The organism is Amycolatopsis kentuckyensis (assembly GCF_041679295.1).
Taxonomy (GTDB): domain Bacteria; phylum Actinomycetota; class Actinomycetes; order Mycobacteriales; family Pseudonocardiaceae; genus Amycolatopsis; species Amycolatopsis kentuckyensis_A.
Genome location: NZ_JBGDMD010000004.1, coordinates 865,051 through 882,598 on the forward strand (window position 1 = coordinate 865,051; position 17,548 = coordinate 882,598).

Here is a 17,548-nt window from a genome sequence, read left to right on the forward strand (position 1 = left end):
CTCGGTGCATGGCGGTCGATGAGCTCGCGGCTTCGTTGCTGTACCAGGTGACGGCCCTGGCCGGAGAGGTCGCCGGCCGGATGCACGACGGCCTGGAGCGGCTGGAGCTCACCGGGCCGACGGCGAACCTGCTGTGGATCCTCGATCCGGATGCCGAGCCGCAGCCGCTGCGCAAGCTGGCCACCCTCATGCGGTGCGACCCCTCCAACATCAGTCTGCTCAGCGCGCAGCTGGAGGAACGCGGGCTCGCCGAGCGGCGCCCGCATCCGCGGGACGGGCGCGTCCGGACGCTGGTGCCGACCGCCGAAGGCCGGAAGGTGCGCGAGCGGCTCCTCGCCGTCGTCGCCCGGCACTCGCCCTTCGCTCACCTCGGCGAAGAGGAACAGCTGCTCCTGCAGTCCCTGCTGGCCAAGGCACTCGCCGACCGGTAGCCGAAACTAGTTGAGTAGTTCCTTGAGATTCTCATGTACCTTGACAGCATGACCACTGCGGCAGGCGCGAGACGGGTACGACTGACCTCCACGGGAGGTCCCGAGGTGCTCCGGGTGGAGGCCGTGCCGGTGCCGGAGCCAGGCCCGGGACAGATCCTGATCACCACGGAGGCCGCGGGAGTGGCGTTCCACGACATCTCGACCCGCCGGGGCCTCACCCCCGGCACCCTCCCGGAGGTCCCCGGGTTCGACGTCGTCGGGCACGTCGCACGGATCGGCGCCGGCGTCCCGGAATTCACCGTCGGCCAGCGCGTCGGCGCCCTGATCGGCGCCGGCGGGTACGCGACGCATGTGCTGGCACCGGCACTGCGGACCGCCCCGCTGCCCGAGGGACCGCCCGCCGAACACCTCGACGCGCTGATGCTCAACTACCTCACGGCCTGGCAGATGTTCCACCGGGTGGCCAGGCCGGCGCCCGGCGAGGCCGTGCTGGTGCTCGGGGCCGCCGGCGGAGTGGGGTCGGCGTTGTCCCAGATCGCCCGGTCGGCAGGGGTCGAGGTCTACGGCACCGCCGGCCCGGGCAGGCGTGGCCGGGTCGAGGCCGGCGGCGCCACCTGGGTCGCGGACCAGGCTGCGGTGCCCGTGCCGGTCGCGGCCGCGTTCGACCCGGTGGGCGGCCCTTCGCTGGCGCGCTCCCGGCGCGTCACGAAACCGTCGGGGGTGGTCGTGTCGTACGGGTTCAGCTTCGCCACCGGAGCCGGCTACTCCAAGGCCGGCGCCATGGCGCGCACCGTCGGCGCCCTCCTGCGGGCAAAGCTCACGCCGGGTCCCCGGGTGGTCGTGCACACCGTGGCCCGCGCGGTCGACAAGGATCCGGCCGGGTTCCGCGCCGACATCGCGGCACTGGTCGGGCAACTGGCGGCAGGCACCATCGAGCCCGAGGTCGTCACCCTGCCACTGGAGCAGGCCGCAGAAGCCCACCGCCGCCTGGAGAACCGCGAGGTCGAAGGCAAAGTGGTACTGGTTCCCTGACCACCACCCGCTAGTACGAGCGTTGTACGAAATTTGGATCCGCCTCTGGCGCAATGCAGTCCATGCGAATCCGAAAAGCCCTCCTCCTCGCGCTGGCCGTGGCGGCCGGCGCACTGGCGCTGCCCGGGACGGCGAGCGCCGCCTACAGCGACCCGCTCACCACCACGACCAAGCAGAACCTGGTCTGGCACGCCACGCCGGCCGCCGCGCTGACGGCGCTGGACAACGCGCTGCCGAACGTCAGCCTCAACACCGTCGTCAACGACCCCAGCTACGCGATGACCGGCTGCACCACCGCCGAAAAGGCCGCGCTGCCCAAGGCACCGGTGGCCACGAAGTCGCTGTGCTGGGACTCCGAACGCGCGGCCAGCACCACCTGGGTCCCGCAGGGCATCACGACCTCCGGCGACGCCGACGACGACGGCATGTGGGGCGCGGACAAGATCATCCTGTCCGGCTGGCACGGCACCGACGCGCTCGGCCGCTACAACGACGCGCGGATCCAGGCCGTCAACTACAACGATCCCGCCTCGGCCGCGCACCGGATGATGTACCTGGCCGTGCCGAACAGCACCGGCAGCAGCTTCACCGCCGCGCAGGCGCACATGGGCGGGATGGCCTGGTACGGCGACAAGATCTACGTCACCGCGGAGGGCAACACCGCCACCGCGATCCGGGTGTTCAGCACCAAGCACATCCTGCAGCTGACCGACACGACGTCCAACGCGATCGGCAAGACCTCGGGCGGGTATGCGGCGTACACGTACAAGTACGCGATGATGCAGGTCGGCTACTACACCTACGCTGGCGGCACGTGCAGCATGGACTCCGACACCGGGGTGCCGTGCTTCTCGTCGATGTCGCTGGACCGCAGCACGACCCCGGCGTCGATCGTGACGACGGAGTACTTCTCCGACCAGAGCCTGCACGGCCGCCTCTACCGCTTCCCGATGGGCACGGACTACCTGCTGACCGGCACCGCGTCCGAGGCGTTCCGCAGCTACGTCGGCAACATGCAGGGCGTGCTGTCCCACGACGGCAAGTGGTACGTGGCCCACAGTTCCGCCACGATCAACGGCCAGCTCTGGGCCCAGACGACGGCCGCGAGCACGTCCGCGACCTGCGGCTCCACGACGGCCTGCTGGGCAGTCCACCCGGAGGCGCTGACGTACGACTGGTCGACGGGGCTGGTGTGGTCGCAGTCGGAGTGGTCGACCGCGGACTGCACGGCGAAGAACCAGGTCTGCGGCCGGTCGGTGTTCGCGGTGCCGCTGACTTCGCTGGGCTAGCCGCCGAGCAGGGACGTTCCGAGCGCCGTGCTCAGGTAGAGGACTTGGCGCCCGGAACGTTGCCGGTCCACCAGGCCGTTTTCGCGCAGCACGGTCAGGTGCTGCGACACCGCGCTGGGCGTCACGCCGAGCGCGCGGGCCAGCTCGGTCGTGGTGGCGGGGGAGCGGAGGGCTTCGAGGAGCCCGGCGCGGGCCCGGCCGAGCAGCCGCACGGTGCCGCTCGGCAGGGGGTGCGTTCCCGCCGTCCACAGGGCGCCGCGGCCGCGGGCCGGGTAGCGGACCGTCGTCTGCGTGGACGTGCTCCGCTTGACCAGGACGTGGGGGCAGCCGAGCACGACGGGGATGAGGACGAGCCCGCCGGGGCCGAGGTGCACCGGGCCGCGGTCGCCGGTCAGCAGCAGCCGGCCGCCGCGCCACTCCAGTTCCGGGTGCAGGCCGTCGAACAGCTGCGCGGCGCCGCCGGTGGCGAGCGCCCGGGCGCGGTGGGCGACGTCGGCGTCCAGGACGGCCCGGATCCGGGGCCAGTGCGGGGCGATCAGGCGGTCGTGCGCTTCCCGCAGCTCGCCGGCGATCGCCTTCAGTCCTGCCGCCGGCCGCTCGGCGAGTTCGGCGGTCGTCCCGCGCAGTTCCGCGCCGAAGACCCGGCCGAGACTGCGCCGGACCTGCCGCGCGGTGGTCCGCCGGAGCGCGGCCAGATCGTCCTCTATGGACGGACCGGAACCGCGGGGCGCGGGTACCAGGAACTCCGGCCAGCTGGGCCGGTCGCTGACGATCAGCGGCCACGTCCACGGCAGGTCCAGTGGTACGCGGGCGAGTTCGTCGGCCGCCCAGCGCAGCCACGGCAGCGCGCTCGCCTGCCGTTCGCGGCCGCCCAGCTGTCGCAGGCACGCGACCGTCTCCGACAGCGGGGAGATCGCGACGCGGGTAGCCGCCAGTTCCGCGACGTCGAGTTCGATCGTCAGGACCATGATCCCGAGTATGTAGCACGGCGCTAAAAGGTGTCCCGGTGCCGGTGCGGCCCGCAGGATTTCCGGCCATGACCTTGCCGCAGGCGTACCGACGGCTCTGGTGGGCCACCGGCGTCGACCACCTCGGCACCGGCGCGTTCACGGCGGCGGTGCCGCTCCTGACCGTCACGGTGACCCACGACCCGAGGCTCGTGTCGCTCGTCTCGGCCGCGGCCTACCTGCCGTGGCTGCTGCTGTCCCTGCCCGCCGGGGCGCTGGCCGATCGCCACGACCGGGCCGCCCTGATGTGGCGCGCGCAGGCGGTGCAGGCCGTGCTGGTCGCCGTGACCGCGGTCCTGGCCGCGGGCGGCGCGGCCGGGGTCCCGGTCCTCGTCGTCACGGCGTTCGGGCTCGGCGCGGGGGAGGTCGTCTTCACCATGGCGGCCCAGGCGATCCTGCCGGACCTGGTCGCGCAGCCCCTGCTGCCGCGCGCCAACGGCCGTCAGCAGGCGGTCACGACCGTCAGCGAGCAGTTCGCCGGCCCACCGCTGGGCAGCCTGCTGTTCGGCGTCACGGCGGCGCTGCCGTTCGCGCTCGACGCCGTTTCGTTCGCGCTGTCCGCGGTGCTGGTGGCGACGCTGCCCCGGCGAACCCACGTCGTCCGGACGCGGTCCGCTGTCCGCGAGGGTTTGTCGTGGCTCTGGCGGCACCGGCTGCTGCGCACGCTGGCGATCCTGGTGGGCGTCAACACCTTCTGCGGGCAGCTCGCCTTCGCGACGCTGGTGCTGCTCGCCACCGAGGTCGTGCACCTCGACGCGGGCGGCTACGGCCTGCTGCTCGCCGGGGCGGCGCTCGGCAGCGTCCTCGGCGGCCTGGTCAACGCGCGCGTGGTGGCCCGGATCGGGGCGAGGGCGGCGCTCCTCACCGCGCTCGCGGCCAACGTCGGCGCGTTCGCGGGCGTCGGCCTGAGCCGCGATCCCGTGGTGCTCGGCGGGTTCCTCGCCGTGACCGGCTTCGTGACGACCCTGTGGAACATCGTCACCGTCGGCCTCCGCCAGCAGCTCGTACCGGCCGCGCTGCTGGGCCGCGTCACGAGCGCGTACCGCCTGCTCGGCTGGGGCCTGATCCCGGTGGGCACGCTGGCCGGCGGGCTGGTGGCCCACCAGCTGGGGCTGCGGGCGCCGTACCTCGTGGCGGCCGCGGTGCGCGGGATCGCCCTGCTGGCGGTCCTTCCCGTGCTGATCAGTCCGTTGTGGACTGATCAGCGGCGCGTGTAGATCAGGCCCAGCTGGTCGACCTCGTCACCCGCCCGGCCGTGGAAGCCCGCGATCTGCCACCCGTCGGGAGCGGTCGCCGTGGTGCAGTCCGCCGTCTTCGTGCCGCCCGCCAGCGTGCCGCCCCGGTTCGTCGTGAAGCGGGCGGAAAAGATCCGCGTGTGCCCGTTGTAGGTCCCGCGGCACAACTCGGCGGACACCGCGTACTCGCCGTCGGCCAGCTGGTAACTCCGTGCCGTACCGCCGCTTCCGCCGTGGCCGAGGGAGCTGCCGTCGGCGAGCGTCAAGCCGATCCGGTCGACCCGGCTGCCGGCGCTCAAGGTCAGCGCCGTGGCGCGGGCGGCCGGCGGCACGCGGTCCAGGTCGGTGAACGGCGTGCCGTGCGGGCCGCCGAAGCGGTCGCTCAGCCGGTACGCGGGATCGGCCGACCAGCCGAACCGCACGGTCACCGGATCGTGGTCCGACAGCATCGCTCCCGACGCGTCGAGGAACGCGTTGTGCTCGTTGTTGTAGTACGTCGCGTCGAGGGAGATCTGCTTGTTGCCGTGGTAGAGCACCTTGTCGACGATCTCGCAGGCGTTGGTGACCGCGGTTTCGTCGCACACCAGGGGATCGCTGCCCGCCGCGGGCGGGACGCCGCCGCGTTCGAGCCGGACCCACGCGTCCGTCAGGCCGTTGTCCGCGGCGAACGCCCGAATCGTGTCGGCGGCCCGTGTGTAGCGCGTGTTGGTGTCGCCCATGACGACGACCGCGTTGCCCGCCGAATGCGTGGCGATGTACGCCGTCAGCTGGCGCAGGTTCGCCGCGCGTGACGCGAGATCGCCGTCGCTGGTGCCCGCGTTCGGGTGGATGTTGTACGCGTCGACGTAGACGCCCTCGGCGAGCCGCAGCCGGGTGAACGTGAAGCCCTTCGGCGTCAGGCAGTCGCCGGAGTCGAACTGGCACGACTCCCAGCGGACGCGCTCCAGCTCGTCGAACGGCACGGACGACAGGCTGTTCAGGCCGCTCCCGAACCCGGCGCCACCACTGGTCGGCGTCCGGTACGGGTGGGCGTCGGCCGCGTAGAGGTCGGCGTGGTAGTTGAAGTCCTCCTGGACGTGCACCACGTCGTACGGGCCGAGGCGCTGCCCGATCGCGGTCGTGCTCGGCGCGCGCGGGGTGGGCGCGCTGGAGATGCCTTCGGGCAGCCCGGCGACGTTGTAGGTCAGCACGCTGAAAGTGCCGCCGGCGGCGGCGGGGAAGGTGGTGGCGGCGAGCCCGGAGGCGGCCAGCAGGGCTGTCGCGAAGGCGGTGAACACTCTGCGCAAGGCGGTGTTCCTTCCGTGGCGGGGGAGCGGGAACAACCGGCAGTTTCGTGAAGATTTCTCACGTTAGCCGGTTGTTCGCGCTCACACAACCGCCGCTCAGCCCCCGGGGTGCCCGCACGCGTAGACCGACGCCGACGCCAGCCGGACGCACGCCGGGCAGGTGTTCACCGGCCGGTCGCGGCGCCCGTAGTACGGGTGCCGGGCGCCGCACAGCGCGGTGAGCACGTCACCCGGTTGCGGGTCGGGGTGGCACCGCGGGCAGAAGGCGTGCGCGGCGCGTTCGACGTCGGTGCTCATGCTCCCCCGGATACCCGCGGCTCCGGCGCGCCAACCCGCCGGAGCCGGGACCACACCGACCGGCCGCCGGTGAAGCACCAGATCGCGATCACCGGGTCGCAGAAGGCGCAGCCGAACGACGAGTCGTGCGCGAACGGCAGGATCGGCTGGCCCTTGAGGTGGTGGACGACGTCCCAGCCGGTGTGCAGGAGCCAGCCGATGCCGATGAACGTCCAGGAGTCGAGGCCGCGGAAGGCGACGTACGTCATGACCGCGCAGAAGAGCAGCTCCCACGGCCCGAGCGCGCCGCCGGAGAGGTAGGCCGCACCCGCGCCGCCGACCATGACGGCGTTGAACTTCCGCCGGTGCGGCTCGGCGATGAGGGAGTTGAGCACGACGTAGAGGAGGCCGATCAGGATCGGCGCGAGCACTGCGATCATGATCGACCACGCTAGGAACGCGGCACCCCGGCGGCCAGTGGCTGTTCTGCCACGGTCCGCCGATTTCTCGCCAGCGCGGCGGCTCCGTAAGGTGGGGGGCCAGTGGATGATCAGGTGGTTTCGAAATGAACGTGAAGGCCGCCCGCGCGAGCGCGACGCGGGAAAGCATCCTCGTGACGGCGGAGCGGCTGTTCGCCGAGCACGGGGTGCAGGTGGTGTCCAACCGGCACATCAGCGAGGCCGCCGGGCAGGGCAACAACGCCGCGGTCAACTACCACTTCGGCACGAAGGTCGACCTGGTGCGCGCGATCGTCCGCCGGCACGCCGAGCGCATGGAGCGGCTGCGCGCCGAGCTCGTCGAGGCGATCGACGGCGACGGCGACCTGCGGGCGTGGGTGGCCTGCCTGGTCCTCCCGAGCACGACGTACCTGCGCGAGCTGGGCGCCCCGACGTGGTTCGCCCGGTTCAGCGCCCAGGTGATGACCGACCCGGCGTTGCGCGAGATCATCGCCGAGGAGTCGCTGTCCTCCCCGGCCCTGGCCCGCGCGGTCGAGGGCCTGAACCGCTGCCTCGACGGCTTGCCCGCGGACGTGCGGGCGGAGCGCAGCGACATGGCCCGCCAGCTGATGATCCACATGGTGGCCGAGCGCGAGCGAGCGCTGGCGGAGGGCACACCGACCCCCCGCGCGACGTGGGACGACGCGGGGACGGGGCTGATCGACGCGATCACCGGCATGTTGCTGGCCCCGGTGACCCCGGTTCGTCCGCACGGCTGAACCACGCCGCCCCGATTCGTCGCCACGGACGAACGGCCCCGCCGGAAATCCTCCTAACGTCAGCCCGATGCGGACACTCTTGCGGGGCGGGCGGGTCGTGGACCCCGGCAACGGCTTCGACGGCATCGCCGACGTCCTCCTCGACGACGGCCGGGTAGAGGCCGTCGGGCCGGACATCGAGGCGCCCGAGGCCACCGAGGTGGACGTCCGAGGGCTCGTCGTCGGGCCCGGGTTCGTCGACCTGCACAGCCACGTGCACTCCGTCGCCGGGCAGCGGCTGCAGGCCATGGACGGCGTCACCACCGCCCTCGACCTCGAAGCCGGCCTGATGCCGATCGAGCGCGCCTACGCCGAAGCCGCGAAAGCCGGACGTCCGCTGCACTACGGCTTCTCCGCCTCCTGGGGCGCCGCCCGGGCGCAGGTCCTCGCGAACATCGCGCCCGACGCGAGCATCGACAGCGGCCTCGCGATCCTCGGGAACCCGCAGTGGCAACGGAGTTCGTCGAAGAGGGAACTCGCCGCGTGGCTCGCCCTGCTCGAAGGCGAACTGGCGCAGGGAGCTCTCGGCATCGGCATCCTCATGGGCTACGCGCCCGCCACCGATCCCGCCGAATTCGTGGCCGTCGCGCGCCTCGCCGCGAAGGCCGGCGTGCCGACCTATACCCACGTCCGCGAGCTGGTCGAGGTCGACCCCGCCATCCCGGTCGACGGCTCCGTGGAGATCGTCGCCGCCGCGGGGGAGACCGGGGCCGCGATGCACCACTGCCACGTCAACAGCACCTCCGGCCACCACATCGACCGCGTGCTCGCCACGCTCGAAACCGCCCGCAGCGAAGGCTCGCGCGTCACCGTCGAGGCCTACCCCTACGGCGCGGGCAGCACCGCCGTCGGCGCCGCCTTCATCGAGCCGGACCGCCTGCGGCTCAAGGGGTTGAAGCCGTCGAGCGTCGTCATCCTGGAGACGGGGGAGCGGGTCCGCGACGAAGCCCGTCTGCGGCAGCTGCGCAAAGAAGACCCGGGCGCGCCCTGCCTGCTCGAGTTCCTCGACGAGGCCGACCCCCGCGATCGCGGGCTGCTGCACCAGGCGCTCGCCTTCCCCGACGCCGTCGTCGCCAGCGACGCGATGCCCGTGTACTGGAAGGACGGCCGCACCGAGAGCACCGAGTGGCCGCTGCCCCCGGGCGGCACGACGCACCCGCGGACCGCGGGCACCTTCGCGAAGACCCTGCGCCTGATGGTCCGCGAAACCGGCACGTGGAGCTGGCTCGAAGCGTTCCGCCGCTGCTCCTACCTGCCCTCGCGGCTCCTCGACGACGTCGCGCCCGCCGCGCGCGGCAAGGGCCACCTCGGTGCCGGCGCCGACGCCGACCTCGTCGTCCTCGACCCCGCCGCGATCACCGACACCGCGACCTACACCGACCCGACGCGACCGTCGGCCGGCGTCCGGCACCTCTACGTCGCCGGGGTTCCCGTGGTCAGCGACGGAACCCTGAACACCGACGCGTTGCCCGGCAAGCCGCTGCGGGGTGAGCCGCGGTGATCGACGACATCGAGACGCTCGTCCGCTGCGAGTCGCCGTCGCACGACCACGAAGCCGTCGCGCGCAGCGCGGAAGCCGTCGCCGGGATCGGCCGCCGCCTGCTCGGCGCCGAGCCCGAACGGATCGTCACCGACGGCTGCACGCACCTGCGCTGGCGGTTCGGCGACGGCGACCCGCGCGTCCTGCTGCTCGGCCACCACGACACGGTGTGGCCGCTGGGATCCCTGCGCACGCACCCGTTCGAAGTCCGCGACGGGATCCTGCGCGGACCCGGCTGCTTCGACATGAAGGCCGGGGTCGTGATGGCCCTGCACGCCGCCGCGGCGCTGCCCGACCGCGACGGCCTCTCGATCCTCGTCACCGGCGACGAAGAAATCGGCTCGCCGCGGTCCCGCAGCCTGATCGAAGAGGAAGCCAAGAGCTGCGACGCGGTCTTCGTGCTCGAAGCCTCGGCCGACGGCGGCGCGCTGAAGACCCGCCGCAAAGGCGTTTCCCTGTACCGCGTCGAGGTCGAAGGCCGCGCCGCGCACGCCGGGCTCGAGCCGGAGAAGGGCGTCAACGCGGGCATCGAGGTCGCCCACCAGATCCTCGCGATCGCCGCGCTCGCCGACCCGGACCTGGGCACCACCGTCGTGCCGACCGCGCTGACGGCCGGGACGACGACGAACACCGTGCCGGCCAAGGCGAGCGTCGCCGTCGACGTGCGGGTGTGGGACGCGGCCGAACAGGAGCGCGTCGACCGCGCCATCAGAAGCCTTGCGCCGGTGCATGAAGAAGCCCGGATCCGGATCGCCGGGGGCATCAACCGCGCGCCACTGGACGCAGGGGCGTCTTCGGAGTTGTTCCTGCTCGCGAACGAACTCGCGGCCGGGACGCTCACCGAGGCCGCGGTCGGCGGCGCGTCCGACGGCAATTTCACCGCGGGACTGGGCATTCCGACCCTCGACGGCCTCGGCGCGGTCGGCGGCGGGGCCCACGCCGACGACGAACACGTCGTCGTCGCCGAACTGCCCCGCCGCACCGCGCTGCTCGCCGCGCTCGCCGAAACCGTGCTGGCGCAACGGAGTTCGTCCGCGCCGACGAACGCGCGGGGCGAAACCGGTGCGGGACAACGGTGACCCGCGGGGAGTCTCCGGCCAGGATCGGAGACGTGACAGAAGTCGTGACGAACACAGCCCCGCCGCTGCGGGCCGAGGCGGCCGCCGCGGCGACCGCCGCCGCCACGGCCTCGGGGGTCGAAGTCCGGACCCTGGCCGAGGTCGCCGACCTGACCGCCGTGACCCGGCTCTTCGAGTCGATCTGGCGTCCCGCGCCGGGAAACCAGCCCGTGACGCCGGAACTGCTGCGGGCCATGGTCTCGGCGGGCAACTACGTCGCCGGCGCCTTCGACGGGCCCGAACTGCTCGGCGCCTGCTTCGGGTTCTTCGGCGGGCCGGCGAAGGGGGGACTGCACAGCCACATCGCCGGCGTCGCCACCGCCGGGCACGGCCGCGGCATCGGCTTCGCGCTCAAGCTGCACCAGCGCGCGTGGGCGCTGCGCCAGGACGTCCCGGTGATCTCGTGGACGTTCGACCCGCTGGTGCGCCGCAACGCCCACTTCAACCTGACGAAGCTCGCCGCCCTCCCGGAGCAGTACCTGCCCGACTTCTACGGCCCGATGAACGACGGCATCAACGGCGCCGGCGACACCGACCGCATCATGGCGGTGTGGCACCTGGCGAGCACCGCCGTGCGGTCGGCCGCCGACGGCGCACCCGCGCCCTTCGACGCGGCGGCGTTGCGAAGCCAGGGTGCCGCGGTCGCGCTGGCGGCGGACTCCGGCGGCGGCCCGGTCACCGGACCGGCCGACGCGCCGCTCGTGCTCGTCGCCGTGCCGGCGGACATCGAGGCGCTCCGGCGCACCGACCCCGGCCGGGGCCGGGCGTGGCGGGTGGCGCTGCGGGAGGTGCTCGGCGGCCTGCTCGCCGACGGCGCCTCGGTTCTCGGATTCGATCGGGCCGGCTGGTACGTCGTCGCGAAGGAGCAGTCGTCGTGAAACTCACCGGGGTGGAACTGCTGCGCGTCCGGATGCCCCTCGTGGCACCGTTCCGGACGTCGTTCGGCACGCAGGCCGAACGCGAACTCCTGCTCCTGCGCGCGGTGACGTCCGAAGGCGAGGGCTGGGGCGAGTGCGGGGCGATGGTCGACCCGCTCTACTCGTCGGAGTACGTCGACGGCGTCGAGCACGTCCTGCGGACCTTCCTCGTGCCCGCGCTGCTCGCCGCCGGCGACCTCACCGCGAACAAGGTCGCGCCGCTGCTGGCCAAGTTCAAGGGCCACCGGATGGCCAAGGCCGCGCTGGAGATGGCGGTGCTCGACGCCGAGCTGCGCGCCCACGGCGTCTCCTTCGCGACGGCGCTGGGGTCCACAAAGGACTCGGTGCCGTGCGGGGTGTCGGTCGGCATCATGGAGACGATCCCGCACCTGCTGGACGTCGTCGGCGGCTACCTGGACGCCGGGTACGTGCGGATCAAGCTGAAGATCGAGCCGGGCTGGGACGTCGAGCCGGTGCGCGCGGTCCGCGAGCGCTTCGGCGACGACGTGCTGCTGCAGGTCGACGCGAACACCGCGTACACGCTCTCGGACGTGCCGCAGCTGCAGCGGCTCGACCCCTTCGAGCTGCTGCTGATCGAGCAGCCCCTCGAAGAGGAGGACGTGCTCGGCCACGCCGAGCTCGCCAAGCACATCCGGACGCCGATCTGCCTGGACGAGTCCGTCGTGTCCGCGCGCTCGGCCGCCGACGCGATCAAGCTGGGCGCCTGCCGGATCGTCAACATCAAGCCGAGCCGCGTCGGCGGGTACCTGGAGGCGCGGCGGGTGCACGACGTCTGCGCCGCGCACGGCGTCCCGGTGTGGTGCGGCGGGATGATCGAGACCGGCCTCGGCCGCGCGGCCAACGTCGCCTTGGCGTCACTGCCCGGCTTCACCCTGCCCGGCGACACCTCGGCGTCGGACCGGTTCTACACCAGCGACATCACCGAACCGTTCGTCCTCGAAGGCGGCCGGCTGCCGGTGCCGTCCGGTCCCGGCCTCGGGGTCACGCCGATCCCGGAGCGGCTGGCCGAGGTCACCACCGCGAAGTCCTGGCTCGCCTCATGACCACGGTGGACGCGGTGGCCGCGCGGGTCCGGGAGTACGCGCTCAAGGCGGCGGTCGCCACGTCGAAGGTGCGGGTCCGGGCCGCGGTGGCGTTCGCGGCGGTGCGCGCCGCGCCGTCCCGGCGGTTCCGGCCGCGCGACCCGCGGTGATTCGTCCCCCGCGATGAAAGTTCCGCCGGGTCTCGTCGAATTCGACGAATCGGCCGCCCCGGTCCCCGCCCTAGCATCCCCGCAACGCCGGTTCCCCACCGTCGGACGAGAGGCAACCATGTCGAAACTCACCGAACTCGCCGCCTGGCTCGAAAGCCGGCTCCCGGCCGTCCTGGCCGAGCACGACGTGCCCGGCGCGGCCGTGGCCGTGTACGCCGGCGGCGAGATCATCGACCACGCGGCCGGGGTGCTCAACAAGGGCACCGGCGTCGAGGCCGACGCCGACTCGCTGTTCCAGATCGGGTCGATCACGAAGATCTGGACGACCACGCTGGCCCTGCAGCTCGCCGACGAGGGCCTGCTCGACCTCGACCAGCCGGTCCGGAAGTACCTGCCGGAGTTCAAGATCCTCGACGAGGACGCGGCCGCGTCGATCACCGTCCGGCAGCTGATGTGCCACACCTCGGGCTTCGAGGGCGACATCTTCACCGACACCGGCCGCGGCGACGACTGCGTCGAGAAGTACGTCGCCACCCTCGGCGACGTCCCGCAGCTGTTCGCGCCCGGCGAGATGTTCTCCTACAACAACGCCGCCTTCTGCGTGCTCGGCCGGGTCGTGGAGGTGCTGCGCGGCAAGTCCTACAACGACTGCCTGGCCGACCACCTGTTCGTCCCCTTGGGACTGACGCACGCCGCGGCCAGCCCGTACGAGGCGATCCGCTTCCGGGCCGCGCTCGGCCACCTCACGCCCGAGCCCGGTGCCGACCCGCAGCCCGCCGGTGTCTGGGCGCTGGCGGCGTCCAACGCCCCGGCCGGCTCGATGCTCGCCATGCGCGCGCGTGACCTCGTGACGTTCGCGGGCATGCACCTGCGCGACGGCGAAGGCCCGGAGGACACCCGGGTGCTCAGCGCGGAAAGCGCCCGCGCCATGCGGGAACGCGTCGTGGAGCTGCCCGACCTCGGCCTGATGGGCGACGCGTGGGGTCTCGGCTGGTCGCTGTCCGAGGGCGGCGCGGTCGTCGGCCACGACGGCGGCACGATCGGCCAGTCGGCCTTCCTGCGCCTCGCGCCCGAGCACGGCGTCGCCGTCGCAGTGCTGACCAACGGCGGCAACCCGATCGCCGTCTACCACGAAGTCGTCGGCCACCTGCTGAAGGAGCTGACCGGCATCGAGCTCACCGCGCCGCCGGTGCCCGACCCGGCCGCGCCGCGGATCGACGCCACCCGGTACGTCGGCGAGTACTCGTCGTCCGTCGCGGACATCACGGTCAGCCAGGACGACGACGGCCGCGTCTGGGTCGAGCGCGTCCCGAAGGGGATCTTCGCCGAGCTGGCCAAGCCGGAGAAGACCGAGCTGGTCGCGATGAACGGCGACACGCTCATCCTGGCCGAGCCGATGCAGGGCATGTACCTGCCGCACGCGTTCGTCGGCGACGACGGCACCGGCCGCGCGCTGTACCTGCACACCGGCCGCGCCGACCGGCGGGTGAGCGCGTGAGCAAGGTCGAACGGCGGATCGCGGACGCCTTCCTGGCGGCCGGCGCGCGGGGTTTCCTGCACGCGCGGGAGATCGGGGGCGCCGGCGAGGTGGCCGTCCGCGCGGACGAGCCGGTGGTGCTGGCGTCGGTGTTCAAGATCCCGGTCGCCGTCGCCTACGCGCGGGAAGTCGTGGCCGGCCGGCTCGACGAAACCGAACGCACCCGCGTCGGGAAGCGCTACCGCATCGGCGGGATCGGCACCGCCGGCTGCGCCGACGACGTGGAAATGAGCTGGCGCGACCTCGCGCTGTTCATGCTGACCATGAGCGACAACGCGGCCACCGACGTCATCTACCACCGCGTCGGCCAGGAAGCCGTCGACCGCGTCCTCGCCGACCTCGAGCTGCACCGCACCCGGCTGATCGGCTGCTGTGAAGACCTCTTCGCCTCCGTGCTCGCCGACTTGGGTGCGGGCGAGGACGCCGACCTCGACGCCGTGTTCGCCGGCGCGACGCCCGAGCAGACGTGGAAGCTCGCGGTGCTCGACCCGGAGCGGACGACGGCGTCGACGTCCCGGGAAATCACCACCCTGCTCGAAGCGATCTGGACCGACCGCGCCGGCGAGGCGGCCGCGTGCGAGCGCGTCCGCACGATCATGGCCCAGCAGATCTGGCCGCACCGGATTTCCTCCGGCTTCGGCTCCGACGTACGGATCGCGGCCAAGACCGGGACGCTCCCGGCGGTCCGCAACGAGGCCGGCGTCCTGTCCTACCCCGACGGCCGCCGGTTCGCCGTCGCCGTCTTCACCCGCGCGGACTCCCTCGCCGAGCGCCAGCCCGGCGTCGACGCCGCGATCGGCAAGGCCGCCCGCCTCGCCGTGGACCACCTCCGGAAGGAAACACCATGACCAGGACACGGACGGCGGGGGTCGTGCTCGGGGTGCTCGCGCTCACCGCGACCGCCTGCGGGGGATCGGGCGGCGGCGCCGCGACCGGGGACGGGACCCCGGTGGACGGCAAGACGTTCGGCCTCGGCGTCGGCTCCGACCCCGGCAGCCTCGACCCGCACATGACGGTGCTGTCGGTGGCCATCCAGGTCGACCGCTTCCTCTACGACACGCTGCTGAACATCGACGACAGCGGCAAGCCGGTCGCCGGGCTGGCCGCGAAGTGGGAGGCGTCGACGACGACCGCGTCCTTCACGCTGCGCCCGGGCCTCACCTGCGCGGACGGCAGCCCGCTGACCGCCGCCGACGTCGCGGCCAACATCAACTTCATCGGCGACCCGGCGAACAAGTCGCCGATCGCCGGGCTGTACATCGCGCCGGGCACCAAGGCGACCGCGGACGCGGCCGGCACGATCAGCGTCACCAGCGGGAAGCCGGACGCGTTCCTGGCCCGCAACGTCGGCGGCGTGCCGATCGCCTGTGCGAAGGGGCTCGCCGACCGGAAGCTGCTCGCCAAGGGCGAGGCCGGCACCGGGATGTTCACCGTCAGCGAGGCCGTGCCCAACGACCACTACACGTTCACCCGCCGCAAGGACTACACGTGGGGCCCGGGCGACTGGAAGGCCGAAACCGGCCTGCCGGAGAAGGTCGTCGTGCGGGTCATCCCGAACACGACGACCGCCACGAACCTGCTGCTGTCCGGCGAGCTGAACGCGGCCCAGATCAACGGGCCGGACCGGCAGCGGCTGGAGGCGCGCAAGCTCTTCCACACCGACTTCACGGCCCCGATGGGCGAGATCTTCTACAACCAGGCCGCCGGCCGGCCCGGCCAGGACGAAGCCGTCCGCCGCGCGCTCACCCAGGCCCTCGACCTGCCGCAGCTCGGCAAGGTGCTGACCAGCGACGCCGGCCGGCCGTCCAAGGGCATGATCACGAACGAGCCTGAGGTGTGCCCCGGCGACACGGTCACCGGGAACCTGCCGGCCCACGACCCGGCCGCGGCGGCGTCCGCGCTGGACGCCGCGGGCTGGACGAAGGGTGCGGACGGCGTCCGCGCGAAGAACGGCAAGAAGCTTTCCCTGACCGTCCTCTACGGCACGCAGCTCGGCCCGACGATGGCGCCGACCGCGGAACTGGTCCAGCAGCAGTGGAAGTCCCTCGGCGCCGAGGTCACGCTCAAGGCCGTCGACAGCCCCGGCCTCAGCCAGGTCCTGTTCGGCACCGGCGAGTGGGAGGTCTCCCTCGGCCCGGTCGGGTTCTCGCTGCCGAGCCAGCTGGTGCCGTTCGTCTCCGGCCCGGCCGCGCCCGACGGCACGAACTTCGCCCACATCGCCAACCCCGGGTACGAGCAGGGGGCGCAGGCCGCGGCGGCGAAGCCCGGCGACGCCAGCTGCGCGGACTGGAACGCGGCGGAGACCGCGCTGATCAAGCGGGTGGACGCGGTGCCGTACTTCGACTCCGTCGTCCCGTTCTACGCCAGTGGCGCCAAGTTCTCCCTCAGCCAGGGCAGCCTGACGCCGACCTCGATCCGGATGTTCGCGAAATGACCACGGCGGCGGCGCCCGCCGGCCTGCGGGGCAACCCGTGGCCGGCGTTCGCCGCGCGGCGGCTGGCCCGGTTCGCCGTCTCGCTGTGGGCGTTGCTCACCGCGGCGTTCCTGATGATCCACCTGGTCCCCGGTGACCCGGTGCGCGCCTCGCTCGGCATGACCGCGCCCGCCGCCCTGGTGGCTGCGAAGCGGGCCGAGCTCGGCCTGGACGACCCGTTGTGGGTGCAGTACGGGCACTACGTGCGCGGCCTGTTCACCGGCGATTTCGGGACGTCGATGGCGAGCGGGCAGCCGGTGGCGCAGGTGATCGGCGACCGGCTGCCCTCGACGTTGCAGCTGGCGGTGCTCGCCTTCGCGGTCGTGGTGGCCGTCGCGGTCCCGCTCGGCGTCTGCTTCGCGGTGCTCACGCGCGGCGGCCGCCGCCGGGGCGCGGAGCTGGGTTTCACGTCGGTGAGCGTGTTCGTCGCCGCGATCCCCGAGTTCCTGATCGGGGTCGGGCTGGTGGCGCTGCTCGCCGTCGGGCTCGGCTGGTTCCCGGTGGCGGGCACCGACGACGCGAGTGCGTACGTGCTGCCGGTCGCGGCACTGGCGATCGGGCCGGCGGCCGTGCTGGCCCGGATCATCCGCGTCGAGCTGCTTTCGGTGCTGGGCGCCGACTTCGTCCGCACCGCGCGGGCGAAGCGGCTGCCCGCGCGGCTGGTCTACGTCCGCCACGCGCTGCCGAACGCCCTCACCGCGACGCTCACCCTGGGCGGCCTGATGCTGACCGCGATGGTCGCGGGCACGGTCCTGGTGGAGAACGTGTTCGCCTGGCCCGGCCTCGGCTCGACGATCGTGCAGTCGATCGTCACGAAGGACTACCCGCTGGTGCAGGGGATCGTGCTGGTCTACGGCGTCGGCGTGCTGCTGGTCAACCTGCTGGTCGACGTCGTGCTCGGACTGCTCGACCCCCGCTCGGCGATTCGGGAGGCCTGAG

The 17,548-nt window shown here is 72.7% G+C and carries 18 protein-coding genes; 14 read left to right on the forward strand and 4 right to left on the reverse strand.

All coding sequences use genetic code 11. The annotated features are described in order from the left end of the window. Positions 1-8 precede the first annotated feature (8 nt). The 3 genes from ACERZO_RS20580 (at position 9) to ACERZO_RS20590 (ending at position 2,752) form a co-directional block, all read left to right on the forward strand. The gene (locus tag ACERZO_RS20580) at positions 9-431 is read left to right on the forward strand and encodes a MarR family winged helix-turn-helix transcriptional regulator (protein ID WP_372666325.1); all 423 of its coding nucleotides are present in this window, start codon (positions 9-11) and stop codon (positions 429-431) included. Positions 432-479: 48 nt separating this feature from the next. Next, entirely contained in the window at positions 480-1,463 is a 984-nt protein-coding gene (locus tag ACERZO_RS20585) for a zinc-binding dehydrogenase (RefSeq protein ID WP_372666326.1), read from the forward strand. 62 nt (positions 1,464-1,525) lie between these two features. Then, positions 1,526-2,752 carry a hypothetical protein gene (locus ACERZO_RS20590; RefSeq protein WP_372666327.1) on the forward strand — a complete coding sequence of 409 codons (1,227 nt, stop codon included), beginning with the start codon at positions 1,526-1,528 and terminating at the stop codon, positions 2,750-2,752. Here ACERZO_RS20590 and ACERZO_RS20595 read toward each other — a convergent pair. Continuing rightward, positions 2,749-3,720 (reverse strand): ArsR/SmtB family transcription factor, encoded by a 972-nt coding sequence (locus ACERZO_RS20595; RefSeq protein ID WP_372666328.1) that lies wholly within the window; start codon positions 3,718-3,720, stop codon positions 2,749-2,751. The genes ACERZO_RS20590 and ACERZO_RS20595 overlap by 4 nt on opposite strands. A gap of 68 nt (positions 3,721-3,788) precedes the next feature. On the opposite strand from ACERZO_RS20595, the gene ACERZO_RS20600 reads away from it, so the two are divergent. Next, a complete protein-coding gene (locus tag ACERZO_RS20600) occupies positions 3,789-4,976 on the forward strand; it encodes an MFS transporter (protein WP_372666329.1) in 1,188 nt (395 codons plus the stop codon). Here ACERZO_RS20600 and ACERZO_RS20605 read toward each other — a convergent pair. The 3 genes from ACERZO_RS20605 to ACERZO_RS20615 form a co-directional block, all read right to left on the reverse strand. After that, on the reverse strand, positions 4,961-6,271 hold the full coding sequence (locus ACERZO_RS20605; protein ID WP_372666428.1) for a jacalin-like lectin: 1,311 nt from the start codon (positions 6,269-6,271) through the stop codon (positions 4,961-4,963). The two genes, ACERZO_RS20600 and ACERZO_RS20605, sit on opposite strands and share 16 nt — an antisense overlap. A gap of 105 nt (positions 6,272-6,376) precedes the next feature. Further along, entirely contained in the window at positions 6,377-6,577 is a 201-nt protein-coding gene (locus tag ACERZO_RS20610; protein WP_372666330.1) for a hypothetical protein, read from the reverse strand. Then, positions 6,574-6,996, reverse strand: coding sequence for a DUF6010 family protein (locus ACERZO_RS20615; RefSeq protein ID WP_372666331.1), 423 nt, complete (start codon positions 6,994-6,996; stop codon positions 6,574-6,576). The genes ACERZO_RS20610 and ACERZO_RS20615 overlap by 4 nt, the downstream gene beginning before the upstream one ends. A gap of 125 nt (positions 6,997-7,121) precedes the next feature. Here ACERZO_RS20615 and ACERZO_RS20620 point away from each other — a divergent pair, with 125 nt between their 5' ends. From ACERZO_RS20620 to ACERZO_RS20665, 10 genes are all read left to right on the forward strand, one after another. After that, positions 7,122-7,772 (forward strand): TetR/AcrR family transcriptional regulator, encoded by a 651-nt coding sequence (locus ACERZO_RS20620; RefSeq protein ID WP_372666332.1) that lies wholly within the window; start codon positions 7,122-7,124, stop codon positions 7,770-7,772. 67 nt (positions 7,773-7,839) lie between these two features. Continuing rightward, positions 7,840-9,312: an amidohydrolase family protein gene (locus ACERZO_RS20625; protein ID WP_372666333.1), complete on the forward strand. Its 1,473-nt coding sequence runs from the start codon at positions 7,840-7,842 to the stop codon at positions 9,310-9,312. Continuing rightward, on the forward strand, positions 9,309-10,430 hold the full coding sequence (locus ACERZO_RS20630; protein ID WP_372666334.1) for a M20 family metallopeptidase: 1,122 nt from the start codon (positions 9,309-9,311) through the stop codon (positions 10,428-10,430). Before ACERZO_RS20625 ends, ACERZO_RS20630 begins: the two co-directional genes overlap by 4 nt. A gap of 32 nt (positions 10,431-10,462) precedes the next feature. Further along, positions 10,463-11,347: a GNAT family N-acetyltransferase gene (locus ACERZO_RS20635; protein ID WP_372666335.1), complete on the forward strand. Its 885-nt coding sequence runs from the start codon at positions 10,463-10,465 to the stop codon at positions 11,345-11,347. Next, positions 11,344-12,450, forward strand: a complete 1,107-nt coding sequence (gene menC, locus ACERZO_RS20640) for an o-succinylbenzoate synthase (RefSeq protein ID WP_372666336.1) — start codon at positions 11,344-11,346, stop codon at positions 12,448-12,450. Before ACERZO_RS20635 ends, menC begins: the two co-directional genes overlap by 4 nt. Continuing rightward, positions 12,447-12,599 carry a hypothetical protein gene (locus ACERZO_RS20645; RefSeq protein ID WP_372666338.1) on the forward strand — a complete coding sequence of 51 codons (153 nt, stop codon included), beginning with the start codon at positions 12,447-12,449 and terminating at the stop codon, positions 12,597-12,599. Before menC ends, ACERZO_RS20645 begins: the two co-directional genes overlap by 4 nt. A 118-nt stretch (positions 12,600-12,717) precedes the next feature. Beyond that, positions 12,718-14,097: a serine hydrolase domain-containing protein gene (locus ACERZO_RS20650; RefSeq protein WP_372666339.1), complete on the forward strand. Its 1,380-nt coding sequence runs from the start codon at positions 12,718-12,720 to the stop codon at positions 14,095-14,097. Then, on the forward strand, positions 14,094-14,984 hold the full coding sequence (locus ACERZO_RS20655) for a serine hydrolase (protein WP_372666340.1): 891 nt from the start codon (positions 14,094-14,096) through the stop codon (positions 14,982-14,984). Before ACERZO_RS20650 ends, ACERZO_RS20655 begins: the two co-directional genes overlap by 4 nt. Continuing rightward, positions 14,981-16,570, forward strand: a complete 1,590-nt coding sequence (locus ACERZO_RS20660) for an ABC transporter substrate-binding protein (RefSeq protein ID WP_372666341.1) — start codon at positions 14,981-14,983, stop codon at positions 16,568-16,570. The genes ACERZO_RS20655 and ACERZO_RS20660 overlap by 4 nt, the downstream gene beginning before the upstream one ends. Beyond that, positions 16,567-17,547 carry an ABC transporter permease gene (locus ACERZO_RS20665; protein WP_372666342.1) on the forward strand — a complete coding sequence of 327 codons (981 nt, stop codon included), beginning with the start codon at positions 16,567-16,569 and terminating at the stop codon, positions 17,545-17,547. The genes ACERZO_RS20660 and ACERZO_RS20665 overlap by 4 nt, the downstream gene beginning before the upstream one ends. Position 17,548: the final 1 nt, after the last annotated feature.

What these genes read in the sequence shown, in the direction of transcription:
- ACERZO_RS20580 (WP_372666325.1), top strand. Translation starts at nt 9, where the DNA reads ATGGCGGTCGATGAGCTCGCGGCTTCGTTGCTGTACCAGGTGACGGCC.
- ACERZO_RS20585 (WP_372666326.1), top strand. Translation starts at nt 480, where the DNA reads ATGACCACTGCGGCAGGCGCGAGACGGGTACGACTGACCTCCACGGGA.
- ACERZO_RS20590 (WP_372666327.1), top strand. Translation starts at nt 1,526, where the DNA reads ATGCGAATCCGAAAAGCCCTCCTCCTCGCGCTGGCCGTGGCGGCCGGC.
- ACERZO_RS20595 (WP_372666328.1), bottom strand. Translation starts at nt 3,720, where the DNA reads ATGGTCCTGACGATCGAACTCGACGTCGCGGAACTGGCGGCTACCCGC.
- ACERZO_RS20600 (WP_372666329.1), top strand. Translation starts at nt 3,789, where the DNA reads ATGACCTTGCCGCAGGCGTACCGACGGCTCTGGTGGGCCACCGGCGTC.
- ACERZO_RS20610 (WP_372666330.1), bottom strand. Translation starts at nt 6,577, where the DNA reads ATGAGCACCGACGTCGAACGCGCCGCGCACGCCTTCTGCCCGCGGTGC.
- ACERZO_RS20615 (WP_372666331.1), bottom strand. Translation starts at nt 6,996, where the DNA reads ATGATCGCAGTGCTCGCGCCGATCCTGATCGGCCTCCTCTACGTCGTG.
- ACERZO_RS20620 (WP_372666332.1), top strand. Translation starts at nt 7,122, where the DNA reads ATGAACGTGAAGGCCGCCCGCGCGAGCGCGACGCGGGAAAGCATCCTC.
- ACERZO_RS20625 (WP_372666333.1), top strand. Translation starts at nt 7,840, where the DNA reads ATGCGGACACTCTTGCGGGGCGGGCGGGTCGTGGACCCCGGCAACGGC.
- ACERZO_RS20645 (WP_372666338.1), top strand. Translation starts at nt 12,447, where the DNA reads ATGACCACGGTGGACGCGGTGGCCGCGCGGGTCCGGGAGTACGCGCTC.
- ACERZO_RS20650 (WP_372666339.1), top strand. Translation starts at nt 12,718, where the DNA reads ATGTCGAAACTCACCGAACTCGCCGCCTGGCTCGAAAGCCGGCTCCCG.
- ACERZO_RS20660 (WP_372666341.1), top strand. Translation starts at nt 14,981, where the DNA reads ATGACCAGGACACGGACGGCGGGGGTCGTGCTCGGGGTGCTCGCGCTC.
- ACERZO_RS20665 (WP_372666342.1), top strand. Translation starts at nt 16,567, where the DNA reads ATGACCACGGCGGCGGCGCCCGCCGGCCTGCGGGGCAACCCGTGGCCG.